Here is a 26,666-nt window from a genome sequence, read left to right as displayed (position 1 = left end):
CCTACGTGTTACTCACCCGTCCGCCGCTAAGTTATCCCCGAAGGAATAACTCCGCTCGACTTGCATGTATTAGGCACGCCGCCAGCGTTCGTCCTGAGCCAGGATCAAACTCTCCAATAAAGTGTTTGACTTGCTCATAAACTTGCTAGCGAGATCATTACTGATCTCATTTATTGCTTTAATTCACTCGTTGTTCAGTTTTCAAAGATCAATCATTCCCGAAAGTTATCTATCGAAAACTCTCATTTCTTGTCGCCCGTTGTCTCAGCGGCGACTTTTATAATATATCACATCGCCGTTCTTTTAGTCAAGCACTTTTTTTGAAGTTTTTTGTCGCACTCTTCAGTGCTTCTTCAATTTTGTACTCCGTTCGGAGCGGCGAGATTTAATTTATCATAGAATGCTTAGGGAAGTCAATAACTATATCACTGTTAATTTTATACAAAATAATAAAAGTACGCCTGGGATACCCAGCAGCACTGCTGTAGCCATCGTTATAGGATTAAGCGGAATATGAAGACCTGAGATGAGTCCACTATAGTTGACAGCATAAATCGCTACCGCCGCAATGATAATCTGGCCAGCAAATATACTAAGCCAGCGCCACGTTAGGCGATACTTCAATAAGGTGTATGCAAGAAGCAACAAAGAAACTCCGAGTAGGATTGCCAATATGACCTTCATCATCATCCCTCCCTAAGCGTTCAACATCAATACACTCAATTGAATACGTTTGGCCTTCTTGATCAGCATGTCATATCGCTTCTCTGTCGCTTCTAGCAAGTAAATCGCATAATCAATTTCATCGACTTCTGTCGCTTCTTGGAACAATGCATGAGCGTTCTCCCACTCACGTTTAGCGACACAGATCTCTCTGTACAATAGCATTTTCTCAGACACCGTCTGTTCCAATAGCACCCTTGCATCCCGATTCCACCATTTCCACCAAGCCATACCAAGCCCCTCCTTGTCCATTTTACGAATAACAACCAGCACGATAATGGTGTCTACAGCACCTTTACCGTTTGCCGCTATCCCATTCATATCAACGGAAGGACAAACTTAGAACCTAAAAAACAAAAAAAGCCCTAAGAAATAGAGCTCAACATTTCAAATCATATGAATTAATTAATCTCTCTGCGCCCTTCAAGCGCTTTGGACAAGGTGACTTCATCTGCATATTCCAAATCCCCGCCCACCGGCAGACCGTGAGCAATACGCGTTACGCGGATACCGAATGGTTTGACCAATCTCGATAAGTACATCGCCGTGGCTTCCCCTTCGATATTCGGATTCGTCGCGAGGATCAACTCCTGCACGCGTTCATCACTTAATCGTCTTAATAGCTCCGCAACTCGGATTTCATCCGGGCCGATTCCTTCCATTGGCGAGATGGCGCCGTGGAGAACGTGATAGTACCCTTGAAATTCCTTCGTCCGCTCCATTGCAACGAGATCTCTCGATTCCTGGACTACACAAATTGCAGAGTTATCCCGGCTCTTATCCTGACAAATTCGACACGGGTCTACATCTGTTATGTTGCAGCATACCGAACAATAATGCAGATTGCGCTTCACATTAACCAGCGCCTTCGCAAAGTCGATCACATCATCTTCCTTCATTCGCAGCACGTGGAAAGCAAGCCTTGCTGCCGTCTTCGGTCCAATACCCGGCAAGTGGGTAAAAGCATCGATTAATTTAGCTATCGGTTCAGGATAATACACTGGCCGTGTCCCCTTCTACGCTCCTCAAAAACAGAAACAGCTGCATCATCCTTCAAGGAGAGCAGCGTTCCTGCGAGAATTATTATGATCGATTAATCTATTTCCGAGTTAATTAGAACAAGCCAGGAATTTTCATACCGCCTGTAAATTTACCCATATCATCATTCGCCATATCTTCCGCTTTCGTCAAAGCATCATTCACCGCTGTCATTACAAGATCTTGAAGCATTTCGATATCTTCTGGATCTACCACTTCTGGTTTGATCGCGATGGACAAAATTTTCTTATGACCATTCACTTCAACAGTAACTGCGCCGCCGCCAGAAGTACCTTGAATCATTTTGCCGCCCAATTCTTCTTGAGCCTTCAACATTTGTTCCTGCATTTTCTTCACTTGTTTCATCATATTGTTCATATTGTTCATCGTTCTCAATCCCCTTTAACTTATAGTGGTATTCCATAATTATTTACTCATCTTTAATCACAACAAGATCTTCACCAAACATCTCAATCGCCTGGTCTACCCATGGTTCTGAAGGATTCTTCTCACCTGCAGTTGGTGCACCTGCTCCATCTTCAGGAACGAGCTGCAATTCACCTGCAGTCTCAGCTTGATCGGTGACAACCGAATTCCAGTCTTTAAGCATCATCGTAATCAGCTTATATGATGCACCAAGCACTTCCTTCATCACACGTTCAATGACTTCCCGGTTCGCCTGTCTTTCTGTCGTCTCCCGATGAATCGTATTCTTAAAACCTACGAGTACAGCATCTTCGGTTGCCGAGATAGGTTCTCCATCCATGAACCATGCATGAATCGTGACTTTCTCTTCCTTGACACGTTGCAGCACACGACCCCATTGAGACCGAATCTGGACGAACGAAGCCGTGTCTTTCCCCGCAATGTAGAGATCCATCTTTGGTGGAATCTTAGCGACGATCGATGTCCGATTTGCCGTAGCTGCTCCACGTCCCGAGTTAGCTCGCCCTGAGGAAGAACCTTCTGTATTCGCCGGTGCGGACCCTGCGCCTGATTGCATCAGCTGCTCTACTCGTTTCTCTAGTGTCGCAACTTGCTGCTCTAGCTGTTTGATTAACGCTACATCCGCCGTACTCATGGACGTAACAGTCGAGGATTTCACACCACCCGCAGGTGCTCCATCATGCATTGTGCAGATTTTAAGCATTGCCACTTCGAATAACGTCTGCGGATTCGTGGCATATTTCATTTCCACTTGATATTGATTCAAGATCTCGATGGTTCGGAATAACTGTTCCGCTTCAAAAGCTTCCGCAGTTATTCGAATCCGCTCTGAGTCCATCAAGCGTTCGGTCATACCATCAGCATGAGGGACCATCTTGACCATCAATAAATCGCGGAAATAGTAAATGAGATTCTCTACACATTTGTCAGCGCTCTTCCCATCTTGCATGAACCCTTCAATCGCCGTCAAGATATACGAGATATCATGTCGTTGAATAGCTTCTGCCAGATCAGCAAATTGTTCCGAAGGAATACCACCTGTAATATCCATCACTTGTTTGTAGGTGATCTGTCCATTCGTAAAAGATGCGGCTTGGTCGAGCAAACTTAGCGCGTCTCGCATCCCTCCATCAGATAGTCTTGCAATGTAGGATAGAGCATCTTCCTCTGCAGAGACTCCTTCACGCTCACATATCTTCTGCAAATGTTCGACTTGTTCCTGCAAAGATACACGACGGAAATCAAATCGTTGGCAACGTGAAAGAATCGTCGCCGGCAGTCGATGCGGCTCTGTCGTCGCAAGAATAAACATGACATGCGCTGGAGGTTCTTCAAGTGTCTTGAGCAACGCGTTAAACGCTTCTGTTGTTAGCATATGGACTTCGTCGATAATATAAACCTTGCACCTTACTTCGGTCGGGGCATACTTGACCTTCTCTCGCAGGTCTCGAATTTCATCCACCCCGCGATTCGATGCAGCATCAATCTCAACCACGTCCATGACAGAACCTGCCGTAATCCGGATACAGGCATCACAAGTATTACAAGGCTCCACACTGGGTCCATGTTCACAGTTTATCGCCTTCGCCAAGATTTTGGCCGTGCTCGTCTTGCCTGTTCCGCGAGGGCCACTGAACAAATAGGCATGGGAATACCGCTGTTCGCGCAGCGCGTTCTGAAGTGTCTGAATAATATGTTTCTGTCCCACCATGTCTTGGAACGACTGCGGTCGCCAAGCACGATATAACGCTATATGAGCCATCGCAGTTACCTCTTTCAACATGTCGCTGTACATAAGCTATATTACCACAACATTATAGATGTTTTCGAATACTTCGTCCTCAAGAAGAGGGTTGATCACATTATACTACATCAACTTCCGCAAAAAAATAGCCCTTCTACTTGGAAAGGGCACCTTTTCATACTAAGCTTCTAATTTTCTCATACTGTCTCACCATGATAAGGAATGGAGACCGTAAAAGTCGTTCCAAATCCTTTCGAGGATACACGAATTACGCCACCTATATCGTGGATGATCCGTTGACAAATGGATAGCCCGAGCCCGGTGCCTTCTTGCTTCGTCGTAAAAAACGGATCAAAAATTTTGTCGATCATAAATACCGGAATACCTGGACCTGTATCATGAATCTCGATACAAATACGTTGTGCCGAATCCGTCCGAACGGAAATCGATAATATTCCGCCATCCACCATTGCTTCAATACCATTCTTACATATATTGAGAAACACTTGCTTCAATAGTTCACGGTCGGCAACAATCTTCGGAACCGGACCTGTATCATCGAATACGACAGCAACATCGTACAGAATTGCTTCATTACTTACGATTGGCAGCATTTCATTAATGATGGTATATACATCCACAATATCATACGATACATGCTTGGGTTTACTAAGCAATAAGAATTCGCTAACCAAGTCATTGATTCGGTTCAACTCATTCAGCATGATCTCTGTGTAACCGTGCTCCTTCTCTAATCCCTTATCCTGCATCGTTTTCTTGAACATCTGCAGAAATCCCTTAATCGAAGTAAGCGGATTCCGAATCTCATGCGCCGTTCCCGCAGCAATCTGTCCGATCATCGCGAGACGATCGCTCCGATTCACTTGCTCTTCCAAGGATCTAAGATTCGATACGTCTTTGAAAATAACATAGGCTCCAACAATGTCGCCTTCCTCATCCCTCAGCACGTTCGAGTCCATGAGCAGTTCATACCGGTCCTGGTTATTCATCCAAGACATCGCGTGATTGCGTACGATAACCCCGTCTAAGATGGCACGTTGAACCAGCTGATGTTCCAATGGCATACCATAAAAAATATCCTGCATCGGTCTATTCATCACATCTTCACTCTGAATCCCAAGAATTCGGCAAGCCATGTCACTAATTTCGACTAAATTGAAATTACGGTCCATAATGATGACACCCAGGTTCACATCACGTATAAATGCACCTGAGAACTGCTGCAATAGGCTTAATTCACGCATATTCCGTGTATGGCTCATGATAATCGAATACATTGGTTCTCCATCCAAGTGGATGGATAAAATCGTCGTATCTGCCTTGATCACATCGCCATTCTTTGCTTCGGCATGGATCCTGAAATACGATTGATTCTTGTGTATCTGTTCATGAAAGCGAGTCATAAGCTCCCCGAGTGAATAGGATTCAACAAAAAATGTCTGCACCGACTGACCCAACACATCTTCAAGGTCATAGCCCAGCACCTTGGCAAAAAGCGCATTACAGCACCTTACCACACCGCCCTGATCCACGAGAAGAGCTAACATATGAGGGAGTCTGTCCACGTAATACTTATAGGTTTCCCTAGTAAAGTCTAACCCCGGCGCAATGAACTCTGACATCATACATCCACCCCGATACCTCAACATGACATATTAACCCTATGTTTGTTATATTCGGTTCGAATCACACTTTTCCTTCTTTTGTCAAAAAGAAGCATAAAAAAACACCATTCGTAACTTCCGTTACGCTGGTGTTCTATTCGTAAGGTTGTACCGTGCACCTGTCTCTGATCGTTGCGATCCGAGTGGCACCCTTACATAACAACTCGGGTCAGGCCACCCTCCGGCACATAGAACTTCCTACTTATGGCTGCTTCCTTCCGGACCTGACCAGGTTCATAGACATCCATTGCGGAGGACCCGACCGTCAACATCGCATGTAAAGACCAAACCTCACATCGACAAGACCTCGGACAGGAATTCAACCTCGCTATAGCGGATTGCGAGTTACAGGGCACCGCTGCCTCCCCATCTAGCACGGTAAAACCAAGTATAGCTTATATCTGTACAAAGCGCAACCTTTGCGAATATTTAACAAATGTTGACGCGTGATGAACTCAAGCATAAACGACTTCGTCGTCCTTGTAAGGACGGATAGCGTTTAAGCGAGAAATATAAGAACAGTTTATATGTGAAACTTATAAATTCTTATATTTACAAAAAAAACTCCCTGCACTCATGAAAGAGCCAGGGAGATTCTTGATAAGACAAATTAGATGCCGTATTTCTTTTTGAATTTATCGACACGACCACCAGCATCCACAAATTTCTGCTTGCCAGTGAAGTGCGGGTGACAGTTGGAACAAATCTCAACGCGAAGGTTTGGCTTCACGGATCCTGTTTCAAATACATTGCCGCATGCGCAAGTAACTGTGGTGATGTGATACGTCGGCTGAATCGCTTGTTTCATCGAATTCACCTCTTTCCGCCCTGGGCTCTTTGCGACCCCAGAGTATATTGACACAATAGATGCATTATAGCATGTTGTCACATGGACTGCAATACAAAAAGAAACGGCTTCATCGTCCTTATATTGGGGCTTAGTTCATGACCTGTTTGCGTCGATATTGCACAGGAGGAACATGCGTATAAGAGCCAATGACAACGTCCGGAAGTTCCGCTTGATAGATCTCAAGCATCTGCTTCATTCCGAGAATTTCACCTTGCGCCGGAGGGATTAATTCCAAATAACTCTCTGGGTCAATATTCAGATTCCGCATCTGAATCAGACGCAAATTCGTCCGCCGTGCGAATTCAATCATCGCTTCTACTTCTTCTTCCCGATCAGTAACACCTGGGAATATCAAATAGTTAATCGATGTATATACCCCTTGATCCGACGCGTATTTCAGCGATTTCTCGACATTCTTCAGCGTATACCCGCGTGGTTTGTAATAAGCGTTATAATGATCGTCTAGCGCACTAATCGTACTAACGCGCATCAGATCAAGCCCTGCATCGACAATGGCACGAATATGGTCCGTTAATCCGGCATTCGTATTGATATTAATATAGCCCATCTGCGTCTTCTCTCTAACTTCCCGAATGGCTTCGACAATAATTTTGGCTTGTGTCGAAGGTTCACCTTCGCATCCTTGCCCAAAGCTAATGATGGATTCAGGCGTTGTGAGATGTGTCAGCATTACTTGCGATACTTCTTCTACGGTCGGTTTGAAGTTCATCCGTGTCTGCGGTGCTGGGAATCCACTATCATCAGGTTGTTCAGAGATACAACCATAACATCCTGCATTACAGGAGAAGGATACAGGCACGCCACCTTCCCACCGATTCAAGAACGTATTCGAAGAGGTTAGGCACTCATAGCCTAACGCACAATTGGATAAATGCTGATACAACCGATTCTCAGGAAACTGCTTCGTTAGACGGTCAACCTGAATTTTCAGCTCATCGCGGTCACAGTTCATCGGGTTCCATTGCTCGGGATCATCCGATTTGTCCGCCGTAACGTAGAATGCACCATCTTTCCAGACGACCGCGGAGTAACCGAATAGCGGAAGCTTCTCGTCTTTGTTCGTCTTCACGTAGCTTGGAATACATAGGCGAGTGAATCCTTGTGGCAATAGCGCGCCCACGGCATTCACATTATCCTGCATTGCGACCATCTCACCCGTATCCGGATCAAGACCGATCGGACGTGTGAAAGGTAAGCTAACAAGCGTCGCACCATCTGGCAGCGGAATTAATTCATCCTCTAATATCTCAACGATCATATCCGCACTACGCGCCAATGCGTGTAATTCCGGGTGATCATATACATTGCCTTGCTCATCTGCGTACACCAAATACATCGTGCTGCACTCCTATCTCATTCAAACGAAATTACATCGATCTCCCACTACCACTACCTACCGAAGATGATGCAGTCGATGCGGTCCGTGCAGTTCGACGAGGTGCCGATGAACTGGACGAGCTGCCGCTCGAGGTTGCATTCAAATCCAAGGTAGCGAAGAATTCTTCATTGGTCTTCGTTTTACCGATTTTTCTCAAGAAATTATCTACAAATTCCATCGATTCGTTCATATTCTTACGAATGGCCCATACTTTGTCGAGCGCATCCTTCGTCATGAGCATTTCCTCACGGCGCGTGCCTGAACGGCGAATATCAATCGCAGGGAAAATTCGTCTCTCCGCCAATTTACGGTCCAGATGGAGCTCCATATTGCCTGTACTCTTAAATTCTTCATAAATGATATCATCCATACGTGAACCTGTCTCCACGAGCGCTGTAGCAATAATGGTCAAGCTTCCGCCTTCTTCCACATTTCGAGCAGATCCGAAGAAACGCTTCGGCCTGTGGAACGCAGCCGGATCAATACCGCCGCTGAGCGTACGGCCTGATGGCGGCACGACAAGGTTATACGCACGTGCAAGACGCGTGATGCTATCCATGAGAATGACGACATTCTTCTTATGCTCAACAAGTCGCAATGCACGCTCTAATACAAGTTCCGACACTTTAATATGATTCTCAGGCAATTCATCGAATGTCGAAGCGACCACTTCACCTTTTACCGAACGCTGCATATCCGTAACTTCCTCTGGACGCTCATCAATCAATAGAACAAACAGTTCGATCTCGGGATAATTGGTAGAAATACTGTTGGCGATTTCTTTGAGGAGAAGAGTTTTACCTACTTTGGGAGGAGCTACGATCAAGCCACGTTGTCCAAGTCCTACAGGTGCCAAAATATCCATAATTCGAGTTGAGAGATGCGCTGGGGATGATTCAAGAACAACCTTCTCTTGCGGATAAAGTGGGGTTAACGCTGGGAAATGAAGCCTTTCTGCTGCCGTATCTGGACTCTCACCATTGACCGCATTGACTTGAAGAAGACCGAAATAGCGTTCATTCTCCTTCGGAGGTCTACATTTACCGGAGACTAAATCGCCTGTCCTTAAGTCAAACTTGCGGATTTGCGAGGCAGATATATATATATCCTCCGCACTTGGCAAATAGTTAATCGGACGAAGGAAACCGAACCCTTCCGGCAAGATTTCCAATACGCCCTGCATAAACATCAGTCCGCTCTTCTCTGCCTGCGCTCTTAAAATTGCAAAAATAAGTTCTTTCTTCTTCATTTGCCCGTAATAAGGAATCTGGTACTGCTTCGCTAACTTATATAACTCCGTTAGCTTCATTTCTTCCAAATCAGAAATTTGAAGATCCATTCAATTAACCACCTATTCCATTAATAAGTCCGATATTAAAGTAGACTAGCAAAAACAAATATCTATCTTAGTAGTATTCCCGAGAAAATACCTGCTTATTCAGCAGGAACGAGTGTCTCACGCCATACCTCAGCGCCTAGATCACGAAGATTCTCTACGAGATTGTCATAACCCCGATCGATGTATTCCACACCTGTAATCTCCGTAACACCTTCTTCTACGGTTAACGCAGCGATCACGAGGGATGCGCCGGCACGTAGATCGGTTGCTGTTACTTTGGCAGCATTCAACTTGCTTCCTTCAGTAATAGCCGAACGTCCCTCGACACGAATTTTCGCGCCCATACGAAGCAATTCCGGAACATTCTTAAATCGATTGCTATATACGTAATCGGTCAACATGCTAACGCCATTCGCCTGTGTAAGCAAGCTCATCATCGGAGACTGCAGATCAGTCGCAAGCCCCGGATACACGAGTGCCTTCACGTCAATATTGGTGTAATCCGGTCCGCCAATGACGCGAATGGACTCATCCATCTCCTCAATGCCAACACCCATCTCTTGCAGCTTGGCTGTGAGAGCTTCCATATGCTTCGGAATCACATTATCAATTAGCACATTGCCGCGTGTTGCCGCTGCTGCGATCATATATGTCCCTGCTTGAATGCGATCGGGAATAATCGAATGTCTGCATCCATGCATCGTTGCGACGCCTTCAATTCGAATCGTCTCCGTACCCGCACCTTTGATCTTCGCACCCATTGCATTGAGCAATGTCGCCACATCTATAATTTCAGGCTCTTTGGCCGCATTTTCAATCACGGTTGTACCTTTGGCCCGAGAAGCTGCCAGCATAATATTAATGGTTGCCCCTACACTCACCACGTCCAGATAAATCTTCGCGCCGCGCAGTTCTTTGGCATACACATGAATGGAGCCATAATCATTCGTCACAGTAGCACCTAGCGCCTCAAAACCTTTAATATGCTGATCAATCGGACGCGGCTCAAAATTACATCCACCTGGCATGCCGATCGTTGCTTCACCAAACCGCCCTAACATCGCACCCATTAAATAATAGGAAGCGCGTAATTTCTTAACTGGACCATTCGGCATAGGGATAGATTTCAATTCCGATGGGTCAATAGCCATTTGATTGCCTGAAAGTCTAACCTCCGCACCAAGCCCTTCTAGAATTTCCGCATACGTTGCTACATCGCTGATCAGTGGCAAATTATCTAGAACAACTTCAGTCTCACCTAAAATTGCAGCAGGAATAAGCGCGACTGCACTATTCTTAGCCCCGCTAATTTGTACTGTACCGTGCAGCGGACGTCCGCCGCAAATCATTAACTTCTCCATAGAGTCAGAAATCCTCCTATGTATGTTCCAATTCATAGAAATGAGAGAAAAAAAGCTATAAACAAGAAGAAACGACTTCATCGTCCAAACAGGAGGATTAGCGTTTCTGCGAAATTTATAAGGAAGTGCACCGAAAAGCGATGTTTTTTCCACACGTATCTATTTCAGAGCATATTTCATAAATGGTTGTTATCACAATAAGAATTGATATTCTATACCCGAGTATTATACCACAAACAGGAACGAAATAGTAAACATGCTTCCTCTCCAAATAAAAACAGGACCAAGAGGTCCTGTTAAGCATGTATTCCGTCACGAAGCTGCATATTTACTGCAATACGGATCTCATCAATATCGAACGGTTTGGTGAAATGCATCAGCGCTCCGAGATCTGTCGCCTCTTTAACCATGTCTAATTCACCATAAGCAGTCATCATGATCACTTTAAGAAACGGTTTGATCTGCTTAATATGTTTCAAGATTTCAAGGCCGTCCATCCCCGGAATCTTCATATCAAGTAATACCATATCCGGCTCTTCTTTGCTAACAATTTCTAGTGCGAGTTTCCCGTTCGCCGCCTGAAAGGTCTGATATCCTTCGCTACCGAATACCTCCATGAGCAATACGCGGATCCCATTCTGATCATCAACAATTAATACCTTCTTCTTCTCCAAACGATTCCCTCCCAAGAGCAACCAGGCGAATATATGGATCATGGATACAGTCCTCTGAACTTGATACCCGTAAATATATTCGCGGAATTTACTCGAATTCCTTCCTGCTCTTGGAAAAAACGTAAAAATATTAGCGTTGTACTTTTAGCGCTGCCTTCACGAACTCACGGAACAACGGCTGAGGACGGTTCGGACGCGAGATAAACTCCGGATGGAATTGTACGGCAAGGAACCATGGGTGTCCAGGCAATTCAACGATTTCAACCAGACGTCCGTCCGGTGAAGTACCCGAAATAACAAGGCCTGTACGCTCAATGACTTCACGGTATTCATTGTTGAACTCATACCGGTGACGGTGTCTCTCATAGACAAGCTCATCATTATAACACTGCTGTGCAAGTGTGTTATCTTGCAATTTACATGGGTATAATCCAAGACGCATTGTGCCGCCCATTTCTTCAATGTCTTTCTGTTCTGGAAGCAAGTCAATGACCGGATAATCCGTAGTTGGATTGATCTCTGAGCTATTCGCTCCTTGCAATCCTGCCAAGTTACGAGCAACTTCAATGACAGCTACCTGCATACCGAGACAAATACCGAAGAACGGAATTTGTTGTTCGCGTGCATAACGGATCGCTGAGATTTTACCTTCGATTCCACGATCGCCAAATCCGCCTGGAACCAAAATCCCTTGAACGCCGCTCAGGTATTCACCCACATTGCTCTCTGTCAATTCTTCTGCATTCACCCAACGGATTTTCACGTCGGAGTTCGCATCAAAACCAGCATGAGATAAGGATTCTACAATACTGAGGTACGCATCATGAAGTGCAACATATTTACCCACAATGGCAATTTCAACGTTATGCTGAAGTTGCTTCACACGCTCAACCAACTTCTCCCAATCGGTCATATCCGGAGGCGTTGTTGTTAATTTCAAATGATTCACAACGATATCGTCCAGACCTTCGTTGCGGAGGTTAAGAGGTACTTCATACAATGTCGAAGCATCGCGGCACTCGACAACTGCATTCGCATCGATATCGCAGAACAATGCAATTTTACGTTTCGTATCTTCGGAAAGTTCATACTCCGTACGGCACACGATCACGTTCGGTTGAATCCCGATACTGCGTAGTTCTTTGACGCTATGTTGTGTTGGCTTGGTTTTAATTTCACCAGCAGCCTTAATATATGGAATCAACGTACAATGGATATACATTACGTTATCGCGGCCAATGTCGCTCTTGATTTGACGAATCGCTTCAAGGAACGGCAAGCTCTCGATATCCCCTACTGTACCGCCGATTTCTGTAATAACCACGTCAGATCCAGCTTCACGTCCAGCACGGAATACGCGGTCCTTAATTTCATTCGTAATGTGTGGAATTACTTGAACCGTTCCGCCTAAGTATTCACCACGACGCTCTTTGGAAATAACGGAAGAGTACACTTTACCTGTCGTTACATTGCTGTTCTTCGACAAGTTAATATCGATAAAACGTTCATAGTGCCCAAGGTCAAGATCCGTCTCTGCGCCGTCATCGGTTACGAACACTTCACCATGTTGATAAGGGCTCATCGTCCCTGGGTCCACGTTGATGTACGGATCAAATTTCTGAATTGTTACTTTTAACCCTCTGTTCTTAAGCAATCTGCCAAGAGATGCTGCGGTAATCCCTTTTCCTAAAGAAGATACAACCCCGCCCGTCACGAAAATATATTTTGTCACAATCCATACCCTCCTAAACATTTAAAACAGAGCCTAAGCTCTGTCCGACACTGCTACAAAAAAAAAGAAAAATCCACTGCGAATCGTTAGTATTAGACTAACCTAATTCACCAAAAAACTTGATAAAAAAAACAAAAAAGTGACTCCCGTAGCCACGGGGCACTTTTCATTCAAAGGTATATAAATTGCAAAATAAATCTTAAGCCCGAAAAATAGTTTACTCTGTCCCAAGTCCCATGTCAAGTGACGTCACAGACTTTCTAAGATGTGGATCACTTGTCCAAAATTCCCCCGTACTAGGTCGTCAAATGCGGAGCAATTCGGAGGGGTGACAAAAGAAGAGGCCCGCTGTAACGCGAGCCCGCCCTTCTAACGAGACTAAACAATTTTTACGGCTAGTCCGTTATTTATCTTCTTCTTCTTCGAAGTCGTCAAATTCATCTTCTTCTTCACTGTCTTCCTCGGATTCGTCTTCACCAACGAGTTCCTCGTCATCCATGACAGCTTCATCATCAACTTCGGCTTCTTCTTCTTCATCACCGTACATTTCATCTTGCTCTTCATCAACGTTGTCGAAGTCCTCATCCGAAGTGTATGAATCTTCTTCATCTGCGAACAGTTCTTCGTCATCCATCATGTCATCGTCATCATCATTGATGATACGCGGACGTTTGGAATTCGCCACTGGATCTTCTGAACGCTCAACTGGGTACCAACGCTTCAGGCCCCATAAGTTCGTTCCTACGCATGCGAACCGACCGTCGATGTTAATCTCCGTATACAGTTGTGCGACTACTTCTTTGATCTCGTCTTCCGATAGACCTCTTAATTTGGCAACTTCATTCATCAGATCCCGGTAATAAAATGGGTTGTTCGCAGCTTTTAAGATTTCAAAAGCAAGATCCACCATCGGAATCTCGTGCACTTTCTCAGGATCAATTTTTAATTGAAACGGGGTGCTCATTGAAGGACACTTCCTCTCTCACAATGTTCACAACATATAAACATTCTTCTATAACATATCCATATCAAACATAAGTAAAACCTATTTAGGGTAAAAATGCAAGCTTGATGAGAAAAGCGAAAGATTAAAAGATATGGAAGAAGAGAAACCGAGGAGAAAGAGAGAAAGATCTCTTATGATGAACGAGGGCTGCTGGACTGGGGGTATCGGCTTTCGTCGCTGTTGTAATCAGAAAACTTAGGATTGGATAGGAGGGGATGTTTTCTGATTACAAAGGCGAACGCTTCGCTCTCGATCCGATACCCCTCATTCCATTCGCTACGTTCATCAGAGGGAAGCGCCCTCCTCGCCTTCGCTTGCGGGGGAGCGCAGGGAGATGCTCATGCACTTCGTATGCATGAGCACTCTGGGGGTGGGATCTGGATGAGCTATCGCCATCCAGGTTCCGGGGGAGAAGCTTGCAAGAAGCGGTGCAATACAAGAAGGTCCTCCCTTTTAGATGGGGGGACCTTCTTGCGGTAAAGATATGTATTTGTTGGAGTTGTAGTACTGTCGAGTATGGATCGGCCAGATCCATCGCGCAGTTTTGTTTTTAGGGGTTAAGGTTGTAAAAGTTAAATCAAAGGTAAAAAAATGAGCTTTCAGCACCGAGAAGGTTGGGCGAAGGCGAAAAACAAGGAGCGGAGTGTAGGCGAAACCTACATGAGCACAGAAGTTTTGAGCGTGAGCACAAGATTCGACGTCGAATAAGCATCCTGTGAAGCATCGTGATCAAAGTTCAATTTTTTACCCTCCTCTAGTGAGGAATGCGAAGGGGGGGTGCCCTTCGCAGTGACTGTATCCGCCTGAAGAAAACCAGGTTTCTTCACAGGCCTTGTATCTCATAAAGAACCCTGTTAGGCTCTCCCTTCATACTATGTCCTCGGGACCGCTTTGACACGAAAGATGGCCTATTTCTTATAAAAAAGGCATGTTACCCAGTCCCTCTTTTCTAGCCAATCATACAATACTGCAACATGGTTAGTCAGGAGGGGACTCCAAATTGGACTACTCAACATTTCTACAATTGCTGCATGACGAAATTGCTCGGGGGGGCGGCTCCCAGAAGAAACAAATCATCCGCTTTGTTCATACCCGCGACTTCAGAAGATGCCTGACACTTTTCAAGAAAATGAAATCCTCTCTTGCCATGCTGAGCGCGGTTCAACCGTCAAGAATTATTCATGCGATGATCTGTCCAGCCATTTCAGAATCGAAGCTGAGTATGTTCAAAAACGACATCTTCATCGAAAAAGATGCGCGAGTCATGAAGGTTCACGCGACCGCACACAAAAACGTGCAATGGGATCATGGAATCCCTTGGGGAGTCCAGCACATCCGTGCCCCGCAGACATGGTCTACCTCAACGGGGCACCGCATCAGAATCGGTGTCATTGATACCGGCGTCGATTATCGGCACCCGGATCTTCGTCATTCTCTCATGCGCGGCATTAACCTGCTCAACCGCAACATGCTGCCGTACGATGATAATGGGCATGGTACCCATATTGCTGGGACGATCGCTGCCGCCAACCAATTGAAAGGGATCATTGGGGTGGCGCCTCGGGCATTAATTCATCCCGTAAAAGCCTTCGATCACAACGGCTCAGCCTATGTATCCGATATTATTCTCGGGATTGATTGGTGTGTTCGAAACCGAATGCATGTCATCAACATGAGCTTCGGCATGAAGTCCAGCAGTAAAGCGCTGTTGAATGCGGTCGTCAATGCCTATAATGCAGGCGTTGTCATCGTCGCCTCTTCTGGCAATGACTCCAAGCGCAAATCGGTCGATTACCCTGCCCGGTATCCGCAGACGATCGCCGTTGGCGCCACGAATCGACTGCACCGAGTCGCCAAATTCAGTAATCGTGGACCATATATTGATATTTATGCGCCTGGCGACAAGATCATCTCTTCGTGGCTTCGCGGCAATTACAACGAGATGAGCGGCACCTCGATGGCGACCTCGCATGTCAGCGGCGCGATTGCGCTCTTACTCGCGCAAAAGCCTGGCCTCTCGCCGAGCGAGATCAAGGCGCTGCTGCGCCGCTCGGCGACGACCATCCGCGGGCTCCGTTCGCCAAAGCCCGCGCCCGGCGAAGTCGACGCGCTGCGCCTGCTACGCGAGGCGGAGCGCTAGACGCCAAGCAGCCCCACCGCATGCGAATGCTCGCGGTGGGGCTGCTTGTGCTGCTGCGCGCACGCGGCCACAGGCCGTGCGCGTAGGCAGCGCCTTGAGCGCATGTGCCTACATGCGCTCTGGCGCAGATACGCCAACGAGACGCAGCGCGTTGGCGATAACCGTGCGCACCGCGCCCAGCAATGCGAGGCGTGCTTGCGTAACCGACGCGTCTTCAATGATGACGCGTTCAGCTTTGTAATAACTGTGGAACAGCGAAGCTAGTTCATACACGTAACGAATAATCCGGTGCGGCGCATAACCTTGCGCTGCTACCGCGATTTCTTCTGGAAGCTCGCCCATCTTACGCAGCAAATCATATTCATGCTCTGCTGTAAGCTTCGTGAGGTCTACTTCGGATAACGGCAGAATGACAACACCTTGCTCTTCCGCTTGACGGAAAATGCTGCAAACACGCGCATAAGCGTATTGTACGTAGAATACCGGGTTCTCATTCGATGTTGAAATGGCGAGGTCCATGTCGAAATCAAGATGGGAGTCCATCGAACGCATCGTGAAGAAGTAACGGATCGCATCTACGCCGACTTCATCCATCAAATCTTCCATCGTAACAGCTTTACCTGTACGCTTGGACATCTTCACCTTCTCGCCGTTCTGGAACAAACTCACCATCTGAGCAATCAATACAGTCAGCTTCGCGGGATCGTTGCCGAGTGCTTCCATCGCTGCTTTAACACGCGGAATATAACCGTGGTGATCGGCACCCCAGATATTGATCATTTGATCGTAGCCGCGCGCGTACTTATTCCGGTGATACGCGATATCCGGTGTCAAATACGTATACGTGCCGTCGTTCTTCACCAAGACGCGGTCCTTATCATCGCCGTAAGGCGTTGTACGAAGCCATGTCGCGCCCCCTTCTTCGAACACTTGGCCTTTTTCTTTCAATTCATCCAGTGACTCAATCACAGCGCCCGTCTCATAGAGCGATGTCTCACTAAACCATTCGTCAAAGTGAACTTTGAAACGGCCTAAATCGCGTTTAATCTTATTCAATTCTTTCTCAAGTCCATAAGTGCGGAAAAATTTCGTACGCTCTTCATCCGTTAATGACAGCAAGCTGTCGCCTTTCTCCGCAACCAATTCCTTGGCAAATCCTTTAATGTCTTCGCCGTAGTAGCCGTCCTCAGGCATCTCAGCGTCAACACCAAGCTCCTGCTTGTAACGAACTTCAATCGATTTGCAGAGATTTACTACTTGATTCCCTGCATCATTAATATAGTACTCGCGCGTGACATTATAGCCAGCAAAATCAAGCACATTACATAATGCATCACCCACGGCTGCGCCGCGCGCATGACCTAGGTGCAGGCTGCCTGTTGGGTTCGCACTCACGAACTCGATTTGGACCTTCTTACCCGCTCCTGCGTTGACACGACCGAAGCCGTCACCTTTAGCCGCAACTTCAGCAATAACCGGATACAAGTAACTTTTGTTCAGACGGAAGTTAATAAACCCTGGCCCTGCAATCTCAGCACTCTCGATAGATGCTGTGCTCTTATCCAGGTTCGCGATAATCGCTTCAGCGATTTGACGCGGGTTCTTCTTCGCAATTTTCGTTAATTGCATCGCGGCATTCGTCGCAAGATCCCCATGGGACTTGTCCTTCGGTACTTCGATCACGAAAGCTGGCAGCTCTTCTCTAGTCACAAGACCCGCTGCAATAACTGCTTCACCGACCGCATTCTTCACGGCATTATTTAATTGCTCCAATACACTTTCATTCTGACTCATGATCCGGATCCTCCTGTATCGTTAAACTCACTTTGAATTGTCCTGTACTCTCTTCATGCGCGAACAGCTCATAATCCCACTCCACCGTTCCTGCAACGTCCTGCATGTCGATCTGCAGCCGTGAGGTCCATTGCGATAATTGCAATTGAACGAATGGCGAGCGATAGAACCCAGGCAATCTGCATCCCATCTGAAAAGATTGCTCCGACTGCACGGCGCCATGACGAATCAGCTTAATCGTATCGCTACCAAGCTTCAGGGTTGTCATCGTCTTCGCAGCCTCTCCTGTAAGCGGCGTATCCGTCAAGTTCTCCTCGTAGCGAATATAGATATGGCTATCCTTATCAATCCGCTCACCTCGGAACTCTTGAATGGTCTGCCCTTGCTCTTGATCGCTCACGATGCGTATTCGCACCCGATGTTTCTTCGGCATTACCACGCTCTCCTGTCACCATTAATTCTATCTCACTACTATACCCAGTTCGTCCTATGAATTCAAACAGTTCCTTGCTTCACAGACAAAAAACCGCCGAAAGGCTCGGTGCCTACCAGCGGCTCAAATGATTCAATTCCATCCCAAACGCCGAGAGTGTCCTGCCGAATCCCCCGCTTGATACACCGATGCCCGATTTCGTCCAGCCGTCTTCGCCGCATAGAGCGCCTGATCCGCTTCATCCATCACTTCATGCATATCATTCACGGTATGCACACGATCTCGATTGCAGCCAGCGAGTCCGAAGGACACGGTAATGAATGCACTCTGCTGCGTTGGCAGAGAGAAGAGATGACCAGCCACGGCTTCCCGGATTTGATTCGCGAGCTTTTCCGACTCCTCAATGCCGCTCGATAGAATCAGGCAGAATTCCTCGCCTCCCATACGCGCGAGAATATCTTTTTTGGGACAATACTCTGACAGCAGCTTCGAGAATTGCCTCAGCACCTCGTCACCTGCCGCATGACCATAAGTATCATTGATGGATTTGAAATAGTCGATATCTGCAATCATGACGGTGTAGTCTCGATTCGTATCCTGCATGCGCTTCACAAGTCGCGTGATTTTCAGATGCAGCGATCGTAAGTTGTCTAATTTGGTCAGAAAATCTTGCATCGCATTACGTTGAAAGTACACGTACATCTCTAGAGATTGAATCACATAATACATAATGAAGTACATCACAACGGCAACAACGAGCATCGATCCAATATACAGGATCAAATCTCCCAGATCCATGCCCTTCAAGATAAAGTATCCGGATTGCAAGAGAATAGTCGTCGTACTAATCAACGCCCATCTCCAATGACGCTCCAAATCCAGTCGCAATCCAATCCACGTGATTGCAAATGCGAGCAGATCAATGCAGCTGAGCTCCTCAGCCATTTGAACGCTAGGATCCACAAGCCATCGCATCGCCGTGATACACGTGAGCGTAAAGATCCCCGATACGACGCCTCCTCCATAGAGTGAGATAAAAATAAAGTACGTCTGAAGTCCAATCGTCAAGGCATCGATAAAATGAAAATCGTCGATATTCGTAATCGTAAGAACACTTAGAAGCACCGTGATACTGGCCAGAATCCCACCAATCAAACCAAATAACACACGATATCGTTTGGGTGAACGTGCGATATAAACCATCGATAATTTTTTGAAGAACAGACTATATGTCACAATAAATGCTGCGAGCAGCGAAATAAAATTAAGCACAATACTTGCTAAGTTTACAAGAATGAATTTCCTAACTGGATCAATATCCACGATTGGAAAATCGAATACGTACACTACACTTTTCACCCTCCTCTAAGATGTGATCCCAGTATACCGTATGGAGAATGATGGTGTAACAAAAGAAAGCCAGGAAATAGTTGTAAATCCACTATTCCTGGCTTATTCTTCTTTATTTCACGAAACCGAGCAGCATCTCACGGATAACTTTGGCTGCTACGATCTGCGTCTGTTCTGTTGGATCGTAAGCCGGAGCTACTTCCACCAAATCACAACCTACCACATTCACGTTCGAGCGCGCGATCGCATGAACCGCATCCAGCAACTCTTTGGATGTGATGCCGCCTGCTTCCGCTGTACCTGTTCCTGGCGCAGCTGAAGGGTCAAGCACATCGATATCAATCGTTACGTATACCGGACGTCCTGCAAGCTCTGGCAGCACCTTTTTGAGCGGCTCAAGCACTTCGAACGGGTGGAAATTGATGTTCTCACGTGCATATTGGAACTCCTCACGGGAACCGGAACGAATACCAAATTGGTAGATATTCTTGCCGCCCATCAGACCTGCTGCTTTGCGAAGCGGCGTCGAGTGCGACAATGGCTCTCCTTCATACGATTCCCGAAGGTCAGCATGCGCATCGAAATGGATGATCGCAAGATCTGGATATTTCTTGTAGACTTCTTGGAAGATCGGCCAAGAAACTAAGTGCTCTCCGCCTAAGCCGATCGGGAATTTATCATCAGCCAGCAGCTTGCTAACAAATTCGCCGATAATATCTAAGCTGCGCGCTGCATTGCCAAAAGGTAAGAGCAGGTCGCCAGCATCAAAATAAGTCATATCTGTAATGCTCTTATCGAGATAAGGGCTATATTCTTCTAATCCAATCGATACTTCACGAATACGAGGCGGGCCAAAGCGCGAACCTGGGCGGAAACTTACTGTGAAGTCCATTGGCATGCCATAGATGACCGCCTTGGAGTTCTCATAATCGTCCGAGCTGCAAATAAAGACATTACCGGAGTAAGCTTGATCTAAACGCATCGTTCTTGTCTCCTCCTTATTTGCACAGGTCTTCTACAAATTTCGGCAATGCAAATGCCGCTTTGTGTAAGCGAGGGCTGTAGTATTTCGTGTCGATTTCTGGAATTTGTGTCTCGTCCACTTCAAGCGGATCGTATTTCTTGCTGCCCATTGTAAACGTCCAAAGACCGCTTGGATATGTTGGTACGTTCGCAGCAAATACGCGAACAATTGGGAAAATTTCTTTGACATCTTTGTTGACCTTCTGGATCAAATCAGCCTTGAACCAAGGGTTGTCCGTCTGTGCAACGAAGATTCCGTCTTCTTTAAGCGCTTCGAAGATCCCTTGATAGAACCCACGCTCGAACAATGGTGCTGCAGGGCCAACAGGCTCCGTGGAGTCCACCATTACTACATCATATTTATCCTTCGCTTCATGGATATGCATGAAACCGTCGCCTACGATAACTTCTACGCGAGGATTGTCCAGTTCTCCGGCGATCTCCGGCAAATATTTCTTCGAGTACTCAATTACTTTACCGTCGATCTCAACCAAAACAGCTTTCTCCACTTGCGGGTGCTTCAATACTTCACGAATAACGCCACCGTCTCCGCCGCCAACAACTAGCACATGCTTCGGATTCGGGTGCGTGCACAACGCCGGATGAGCGACCATCTCATGATAGACAAACTCGTCTTTAATCGTTGTCATGACCATGCCGTCCAAGACAAGCATACGTCCGAATTCTTCCGTATCGATCATCGCGAGGTCTTGAAAATCCGTTTTTTCTGTTACAAACGTTTCTTTCACTTTAGCTGTAATCCCGAAGGATTCCGTTTGTTTCTCCGTGTACCACAATTCCATCGTAGTTAGCCTTCTTTCTTCTCGTAGATTAATCGTTTAGGGACGATTACGTATCACGCTCTTTCCCATGTTTTTTTGAAATATAAGAAATTGGTCTTATATTTCTCGAAGAAACGCTGATCATCCGCTATAGATGTCGAAGTCGCTTCTTCTAGGACAAGATGTATTATAATAAAACTTGCCAAAAAAGCAACAGTATAAGTTGTCAGAATCTAAAATTTAATATTTCGGACACGAATGAATATGACTTTCTAACTTTTTCCATACTAAGGGATAGGTGGAATTCACCCAGATTGGAACAAGAAAGGATGGAAGGGATGTCGCGTCATCAGGCGAGAAAATCAGAGTCCCATGCGGCCCATGCCAAATCAAAACCTTCGCGAAGGGTGCGTCTATTGAAGCGTCTCGGAGCGGCAGCGTTATTCCTGTTCCTACTCCTCCTCATCGGTACAGGTGGCTTACTTATCTATCTGCGCGCCGATTCCCTGCCTGTCTCCTCGATGGGAATAGCCTCCAAGTTCGTGGATCGCGAAGGGCAAATCATTGGTTATTTTCAACCGCAATCCGGTATTTCGAGACGTCCTGTAGGACTCTCTAATATTGCACCTGACCTGATCCATGCCACGTTATCTGTCGAAGATCGTCACTTCTATAATCATATTGGATTCGACATCAAAGGGATGGCTCGTGCAGCGCTTGTCAATATAGAGCATTTGGAGACGAAACAAGGTGCTAGTACGCTAACCCAGCAATTGGCTCGCAATCTGTACTTGAGTCATGAACGCACATGGACACGCAAAGCGAAGGAAGCCATGTATACCATTCAGCTGGAAATGAACTTAAGTAAAGATGAGATCTTGAACCAATATTTGAACAATATCTATTATGGTCACGGCGCCTACGGGATTGAACCCGCCGCAGAGCTATACTACGGTAAGCCTGCCAAATCACTGACGCTCGCGGAGAGCGCGATGCTCGCGGGTATACCGAAGGGACCTAAGTATTATTCCCCATTTCGCGATATGAAAAATGCCAAAGATCGGCAGCGAACAGTCCTCCTCGCGATGGTCGAATGTGGATACATTACGAAGCAGCAAGCGGACACTGCTTATCATGAAATCTTGAAATTCAAGCCGCTCGAGACGCCGCAAGAAGGAGAGATCGCTCCTTACTTCCGAGACTATATTCGCAATGTTGTGACGGATAGGCTCGGGTTCGACGAGTCTCTGCTAGCCGAAGGCGGCATTACCGTCTATACGACACTCGATTTGCAAGCGCAGCAGGCAGCTGAACAAGCCATCGCGAAACAAATCCCCGAAGGTTCGGATTTACAAGCAGCGCTCGTCTCCATTGATCCGCGCAGCGGCTATGTCAAAGCGATGGTCGGCGGGACACACTATAAGACTAATCAGTTTAACCGTGTATTCGCGAAGACGAGACAGCCCGGATCTGCCTTCAAGCCCATTATGTATCTAGCTGCGCTTGAGAGTAACCAAATGACCAGCATGTCCCGGTTCAAGAGCGAACCGACCTTGTTCCATTATGATGAAAACCGGAAAACGTACGAGCCCAGTAACTATGGAGGCAAATATTTCGGTGAGATTGATATGCGCCGAGCTATTGCCGTCTCAGATAATATCTATGCCGTGAATACGATTATGAAGATTGATCCGCTCAATGTGGTCGAAATGGCCCGGAAGATGGGCATTGACAGCCTACTAAAGCCCCTACCGTCACTCGCACTAGGCACATTCCCGATCAGTCCATTCGAGATGGCCTCCGCCTATGCTGTCATTAGCAATCAAGGCGAACGGGTTGAGCCCATTGCCGTCTTACGGATTGCCGATGCCAAAGGGAACTCAATCTATGAAGCCCCGACCCCGCAGCATACGCAGGTGACGGATGCCGCGCATACCTATGTCTTAACTAACCTGCTCGAGAGCGTCTTCGATACCGGCGGAACCGGCAACCGGGTCTCATCGCTCATGAAGCGTCCTGTCGCCGGTAAGACAGGAACGACCGATAACGACGCTTGGCTGGTAGGCTATACACCGGAGCTCTCGACCGCTGTCTGGGTCGGTTATGATCGAGGGAAAATGATCCATGCCGTTGATGCCCACAAGGCAGCCCCTATTTTCGCGCAATTCACCGAAGAAGCGCTGCGCAATGTGCCGCCGAAGATATTTCCGATTCCCGAAGGCGTCGTCAATGTCTATATTGATCCGCAGACAGGTCAGCTCGCGACAACCGCATGTCCGGACAAGCGGCTCGAAGCCTTCGTCGTCGGTACCGAGCCAACCGAATCCTGCAGCGTACACCACGGAGAAGAGACCAAACAAGAAGGAACAGAATCTTCGCCGCAGCACCGCTCCTGGTGGCAAGATGTCAAACGTTGGTGGACGGGTTAAAAATAACCCCACAAAGTGGGGACTCGGCTTCGAAGTGATTCAGGCACTTAACGGGGCCCCGAAAAAAAGAGACAGCCATCCATCTCGGATCGCTGTCTCTTCTTCTATAATATAGCCCTATGCTAATGCTTCCTTCACGCTATCGCTGGTACGCTCCCACCATTCTGGATTGTGCTGCATGAGCAACTCACGAAGAAGCTTCTTCTCCTCCGCATCTAGTCCTTCCAGCATCACACGGCGTTTCAACGCATAATCCAGCTTGTTCACATGCTCCGCAAGAATTTTCCATCCGCGCTTGATCTCCGGATCAACAGCCATTTCACAAGCCGTCATACCGCCGTAGAACGGACCTTCTTCATTACGGTCAACCGCAACCCAGACGATCCAGCATTTCCGGCCATTCGGCACATCTTCCCGGTTCGTCAGGAATTTAATCCCGCGTTCCACCTTACTCTTCGCGTGCATTGCACCAATATCAATATAAGCTTCTCCTTGATCGATAATGACCGGGGAGACATTATTCAAGTCGATTGAACCTGCGCCAAATCCCTTATGTTCCTTCTTGCTAACAACATTCAGGGCTAGCTGTTTCTTCGGTTTTTGCTCTTCAGAACTCATCCGCATTATACCTCCAAGTGATTTAATTTTATTTTAGCTAATATTATTGAAATTGCAAACATATACATGCTGTACATGCTTGTCAACGGGAGGTAAACGTGTATGACCCCACGCCTAACAAAACGCATTCTAACGATCTCGCTCATCGTTTGTCTGCTCGGCTATGCGATCTGGTTCAGCAGAAACCAGGCAGATCATCTGACCGCCATGTCGAAGCTTGCAGAACAGCGCACGGCCGCAAGCGAACCGGCAGAGCCGAAGCAGACCATTGAGGAGCCCACCTCTAAAGTGTATAGCAAACGTATCGTTGAATATCACATGAATGTGAAGCTCGAAGACTCACCCATCGGCAAAACGCTGCAAGGCAGCCAATCCGTCACGTGGACCAACCCCGGCAAAAATATCGTGAATGAGCTGTATTTCCACCTCTATCCGAATGCATTTGCGTCCAAGCAGTCCACCTTTATTCAAGAATCAGGAGGCAAATTGCGCGGAGATGTTATGAAGGAAGGCAGCTACGGGTCCATGGAAATCACCGACATGCAGACCGAAGAAGGTATGTCGCTCATGAAACGAATGCAATATGTGCAGCCCGATGACAACAATCCGAATGATCGCACCTTAATGAAGGTTCGGCTCTCTCAACCGGTCAAGCCCGGCCAGTCCATCACGCTCAATATGAAGTTCAATGTGAAAATGCCGGGTGTCTTCGCACGTATGGGTGTCGCAGGCAACTTCGTCATGGCGGGACAATGGTTCCCGAAGCTCGCTGTCTACGAACCTGCAGGCATGCGAGGACGGACCACTGAAGGATGGAATATCCATCAATATCACGGGAACTCCGAATTCTATTCTGATTTCGGAACTTACAACGTTCGCATCCAGGTCCCTGAAGCGTATAAAGTGGCCGCCTCAGGCTTCCCAACCAAAAGCGCAGCCCAACAAGACGGCTACAAAACTTATCAATATTATGCGGAGGATGTGCACGACTTCGCATGGGCCGCATCGCCGGATTTCATCTATGCGGAGCAGCCATTCTCTGCGCCGAACGTTCCTGGCGTACGAATCAAGCTATACCTTGATCCAGCGCATAAGGATCTGCAAGAGCGGTACTTCCATGCCGCCAAGGTGGCGCTCGCCCGTTACAGTGAATGGTACGGAGAATATCCGTATTCTACGCTATCGATCGTCGTACCGCCCAAAGAAGGGAACGGCGCGGGCGGGATGGAGTACCCAACCCTCATTACGGCTTTTGGCGCGATGGATGACAACCCCGGATATGATCTAGAGCGTACCGTTGTGCATGAAATCGGACATCAATATTTCTACGGCATGCTCGCGAGCAATGAATTTGAAGAAGCTTGGCTGGATGAAGGATTCACCTCCTATGCAGAGGACCGCGTCATGGAGACGGAATACGGGATCGTCGCGAATTTGCCGATTGAATCGAGCTACATGACTGACCCAGCTCCTCTGTCTCTCTTTGCATGGAAGTACAAAGACTCCAATCAGTACGCCGAAAATGTGTACACACGTGGCAAGCTGGTGCTTATCGCCCTAGAGAAGCAAGTGGGAGCCAAGACGATGGCCAAAATTATGAAGACATATACGAAGAAATGGGCATTCCGTCATCCAACCACCTCAGATTTCCAGCGTGTCGTCGAACAAGTCACGAAGAAGGATTGGACCGATTTCTTCAATCAATATGTCTATAAAGGGTTCATGACGGACTATGCTGTAGAGAGTATTACCGCTAAGAAGGTAGATAATAACGGAACATCCGCGTATGAATCCAAAGTCATTCTTCGTAAAAAAGGCGGTGATTATCCGCAGGTTCCTGTCGTATTCATGTTCAAAGACGGCACTTCCGTCAAGCGAACTTGGGACGGCGCATCAACAACGATTCAATATACACTCACCCATAAGACACCGCTGGATTGGGTCATGATTGACCCGCAAGACACCATGGTGCTCGAGAATAAACGCATCAATAACTATATGAAGGCCCAAATTGATGAGGCCGTCAAAACACGAATCAATTTCAGCACAGCGAAACTGATCGAGAGTATCTTGAACGCACTCGGATGGTGAGGTGAACC

22 protein-coding genes, 1 rRNA gene and 1 other RNA gene are annotated in these 26,666 nt (G+C 47.0%); 3 read left to right on the top strand and 21 right to left on the bottom strand.

The features are described from left to right. The 15 genes from C558_RS0126755 to rpoE all read right to left on the bottom strand — a co-directional run. Positions 1-120 (bottom strand): 16S ribosomal RNA (locus C558_RS0126755); the annotation flags it as partial. Positions 121-420: 300 nt separating this feature from the next. Next, on the bottom strand, positions 421-645 hold the full coding sequence (locus C558_RS0126750; RefSeq protein ID WP_245583884.1) for a pro-sigmaK processing inhibitor BofA family protein: 225 nt from the start codon (positions 643-645) through the stop codon (positions 421-423). Positions 646-696: 51 nt separating this feature from the next. Then, positions 697-1,044, bottom strand: coding sequence for a DUF2508 family protein (locus tag C558_RS0126745; RefSeq protein WP_083927282.1), 348 nt, complete (start codon positions 1,042-1,044; stop codon positions 697-699). An 80-nt stretch (positions 1,045-1,124) separates the two neighbouring features. After that, positions 1,125-1,724 carry a recombination mediator RecR gene (gene recR, locus C558_RS0126740; protein ID WP_018759372.1) on the bottom strand — a complete coding sequence of 200 codons (600 nt, stop codon included), beginning with the start codon at positions 1,722-1,724 and terminating at the stop codon, positions 1,125-1,127. A gap of 112 nt (positions 1,725-1,836) precedes the next feature. Beyond that, complete coding sequence (locus C558_RS0126735; RefSeq protein ID WP_018759371.1) at positions 1,837-2,148, bottom strand: YbaB/EbfC family nucleoid-associated protein; 312 nt, start codon at positions 2,146-2,148, stop codon at positions 1,837-1,839. A 43-nt stretch (positions 2,149-2,191) separates the two neighbouring features. Beyond that, positions 2,192-3,970, bottom strand: coding sequence for a DNA polymerase III subunit gamma/tau (gene dnaX / locus C558_RS0126730; RefSeq protein ID WP_018759370.1), 1,779 nt, complete (start codon positions 3,968-3,970; stop codon positions 2,192-2,194). 179 nt (positions 3,971-4,149) lie between these two features. Further along, a complete protein-coding gene (locus C558_RS0126725) occupies positions 4,150-5,598 on the bottom strand; it encodes an ATP-binding protein (RefSeq protein ID WP_156826281.1) in 1,449 nt (482 codons plus the stop codon). A 150-nt stretch (positions 5,599-5,748) separates the two neighbouring features. Next, positions 5,749-6,016: signal recognition particle sRNA large type (gene ffs, locus C558_RS33425), an RNA gene on the bottom strand. 231 nt (positions 6,017-6,247) lie between these two features. Next, the gene (gene rpmE, locus C558_RS0126720; RefSeq protein ID WP_018759368.1) at positions 6,248-6,445 is read right to left on the bottom strand and encodes a 50S ribosomal protein L31; all 198 of its coding nucleotides are present in this window, start codon (positions 6,443-6,445) and stop codon (positions 6,248-6,250) included. A gap of 130 nt (positions 6,446-6,575) precedes the next feature. Then, positions 6,576-7,844, bottom strand: a complete 1,269-nt coding sequence (locus C558_RS0126715) for a radical SAM family protein (protein ID WP_018759367.1) — start codon at positions 7,842-7,844, stop codon at positions 6,576-6,578. A gap of 31 nt (positions 7,845-7,875) precedes the next feature. Continuing rightward, on the bottom strand, positions 7,876-9,225 hold the full coding sequence (gene rho, locus C558_RS0126710) for a transcription termination factor Rho (protein ID WP_018759366.1): 1,350 nt from the start codon (positions 9,223-9,225) through the stop codon (positions 7,876-7,878). Positions 9,226-9,320: 95 nt separating this feature from the next. Beyond that, positions 9,321-10,586, bottom strand: coding sequence for a UDP-N-acetylglucosamine 1-carboxyvinyltransferase (locus tag C558_RS0126705; RefSeq protein WP_018759365.1), 1,266 nt, complete (start codon positions 10,584-10,586; stop codon positions 9,321-9,323). Positions 10,587-10,882: 296 nt separating this feature from the next. Beyond that, positions 10,883-11,260, bottom strand: coding sequence for a response regulator (locus C558_RS0126700; RefSeq protein ID WP_026264159.1), 378 nt, complete (start codon positions 11,258-11,260; stop codon positions 10,883-10,885). 130 nt (positions 11,261-11,390) lie between these two features. Then, on the bottom strand, positions 11,391-12,992 hold the full coding sequence (locus C558_RS0126695) for a CTP synthase (RefSeq protein WP_018759363.1): 1,602 nt from the start codon (positions 12,990-12,992) through the stop codon (positions 11,391-11,393). Positions 12,993-13,395: 403 nt separating this feature from the next. Next, positions 13,396-13,956, bottom strand: coding sequence for a DNA-directed RNA polymerase subunit delta (rpoE, locus tag C558_RS0126690; RefSeq protein ID WP_018759362.1), 561 nt, complete (start codon positions 13,954-13,956; stop codon positions 13,396-13,398). Between the two features lie 1,042 nt (positions 13,957-14,998). Here rpoE and C558_RS0126680 point away from each other — a divergent pair. After that, positions 14,999-16,138 (top strand): S8 family peptidase, encoded by a 1,140-nt coding sequence (locus C558_RS0126680; protein WP_018759361.1) that lies wholly within the window; start codon positions 14,999-15,001, stop codon positions 16,136-16,138. Positions 16,139-16,246: 108 nt separating this feature from the next. Here the strand turns inward: C558_RS0126680 and argS are convergent, their stop codons facing one another. From argS to speE, 5 genes are all read right to left on the bottom strand, one after another. Continuing rightward, positions 16,247-17,932, bottom strand: coding sequence for an arginine--tRNA ligase (gene argS / locus C558_RS0126675; protein ID WP_018759360.1), 1,686 nt, complete (start codon positions 17,930-17,932; stop codon positions 16,247-16,249). Beyond that, entirely contained in the window at positions 17,919-18,365 is a 447-nt protein-coding gene (locus C558_RS0126670; RefSeq protein ID WP_018759359.1) for a YwiB family protein, read from the bottom strand. Before C558_RS0126670 ends, argS begins: the two co-directional genes overlap by 14 nt. A gap of 132 nt (positions 18,366-18,497) precedes the next feature. Next, positions 18,498-19,724 carry a GGDEF domain-containing protein gene (locus tag C558_RS0126665; protein WP_169445430.1) on the bottom strand — a complete coding sequence of 409 codons (1,227 nt, stop codon included), beginning with the start codon at positions 19,722-19,724 and terminating at the stop codon, positions 18,498-18,500. A gap of 103 nt (positions 19,725-19,827) precedes the next feature. After that, a complete protein-coding gene (speB, locus tag C558_RS0126660; RefSeq protein ID WP_018759357.1) occupies positions 19,828-20,697 on the bottom strand; it encodes an agmatinase in 870 nt (289 codons plus the stop codon). Between the two features lie 16 nt (positions 20,698-20,713). Continuing rightward, a complete protein-coding gene (speE, locus tag C558_RS0126655) occupies positions 20,714-21,541 on the bottom strand; it encodes a polyamine aminopropyltransferase (protein ID WP_018759356.1) in 828 nt (275 codons plus the stop codon). Between the two features lie 317 nt (positions 21,542-21,858). Here speE and C558_RS0126650 point away from each other — a divergent pair, with 317 nt between their 5' ends. After that, positions 21,859-23,949 (top strand): transglycosylase domain-containing protein, encoded by a 2,091-nt coding sequence (locus C558_RS0126650; RefSeq protein WP_051106932.1) that lies wholly within the window; start codon positions 21,859-21,861, stop codon positions 23,947-23,949. Between the two features lie 117 nt (positions 23,950-24,066). On the opposite strand, the gene C558_RS0126645 is transcribed toward C558_RS0126650, so the two are convergent. After that, positions 24,067-24,567, bottom strand: coding sequence for a YwhD family protein (locus tag C558_RS0126645; protein ID WP_018759354.1), 501 nt, complete (start codon positions 24,565-24,567; stop codon positions 24,067-24,069). 102 nt (positions 24,568-24,669) lie between these two features. Between C558_RS0126645 and C558_RS0126640 the strand changes: the two genes are divergently transcribed. Further along, positions 24,670-26,658 carry a M1 family metallopeptidase gene (locus tag C558_RS0126640; RefSeq protein ID WP_018759353.1) on the top strand — a complete coding sequence of 663 codons (1,989 nt, stop codon included), beginning with the start codon at positions 24,670-24,672 and terminating at the stop codon, positions 26,656-26,658. Positions 26,659-26,666: the final 8 nt, after the last annotated feature.

The organism is Paenibacillus terrigena DSM 21567, assembly GCF_000374845.1.
Lineage (GTDB): Bacteria > Bacillota > Bacilli > Paenibacillales > Paenibacillaceae > Paenibacillus_K > Paenibacillus_K terrigena.
This window is presented reverse-complemented; position numbering and strand designations above follow the sequence as displayed.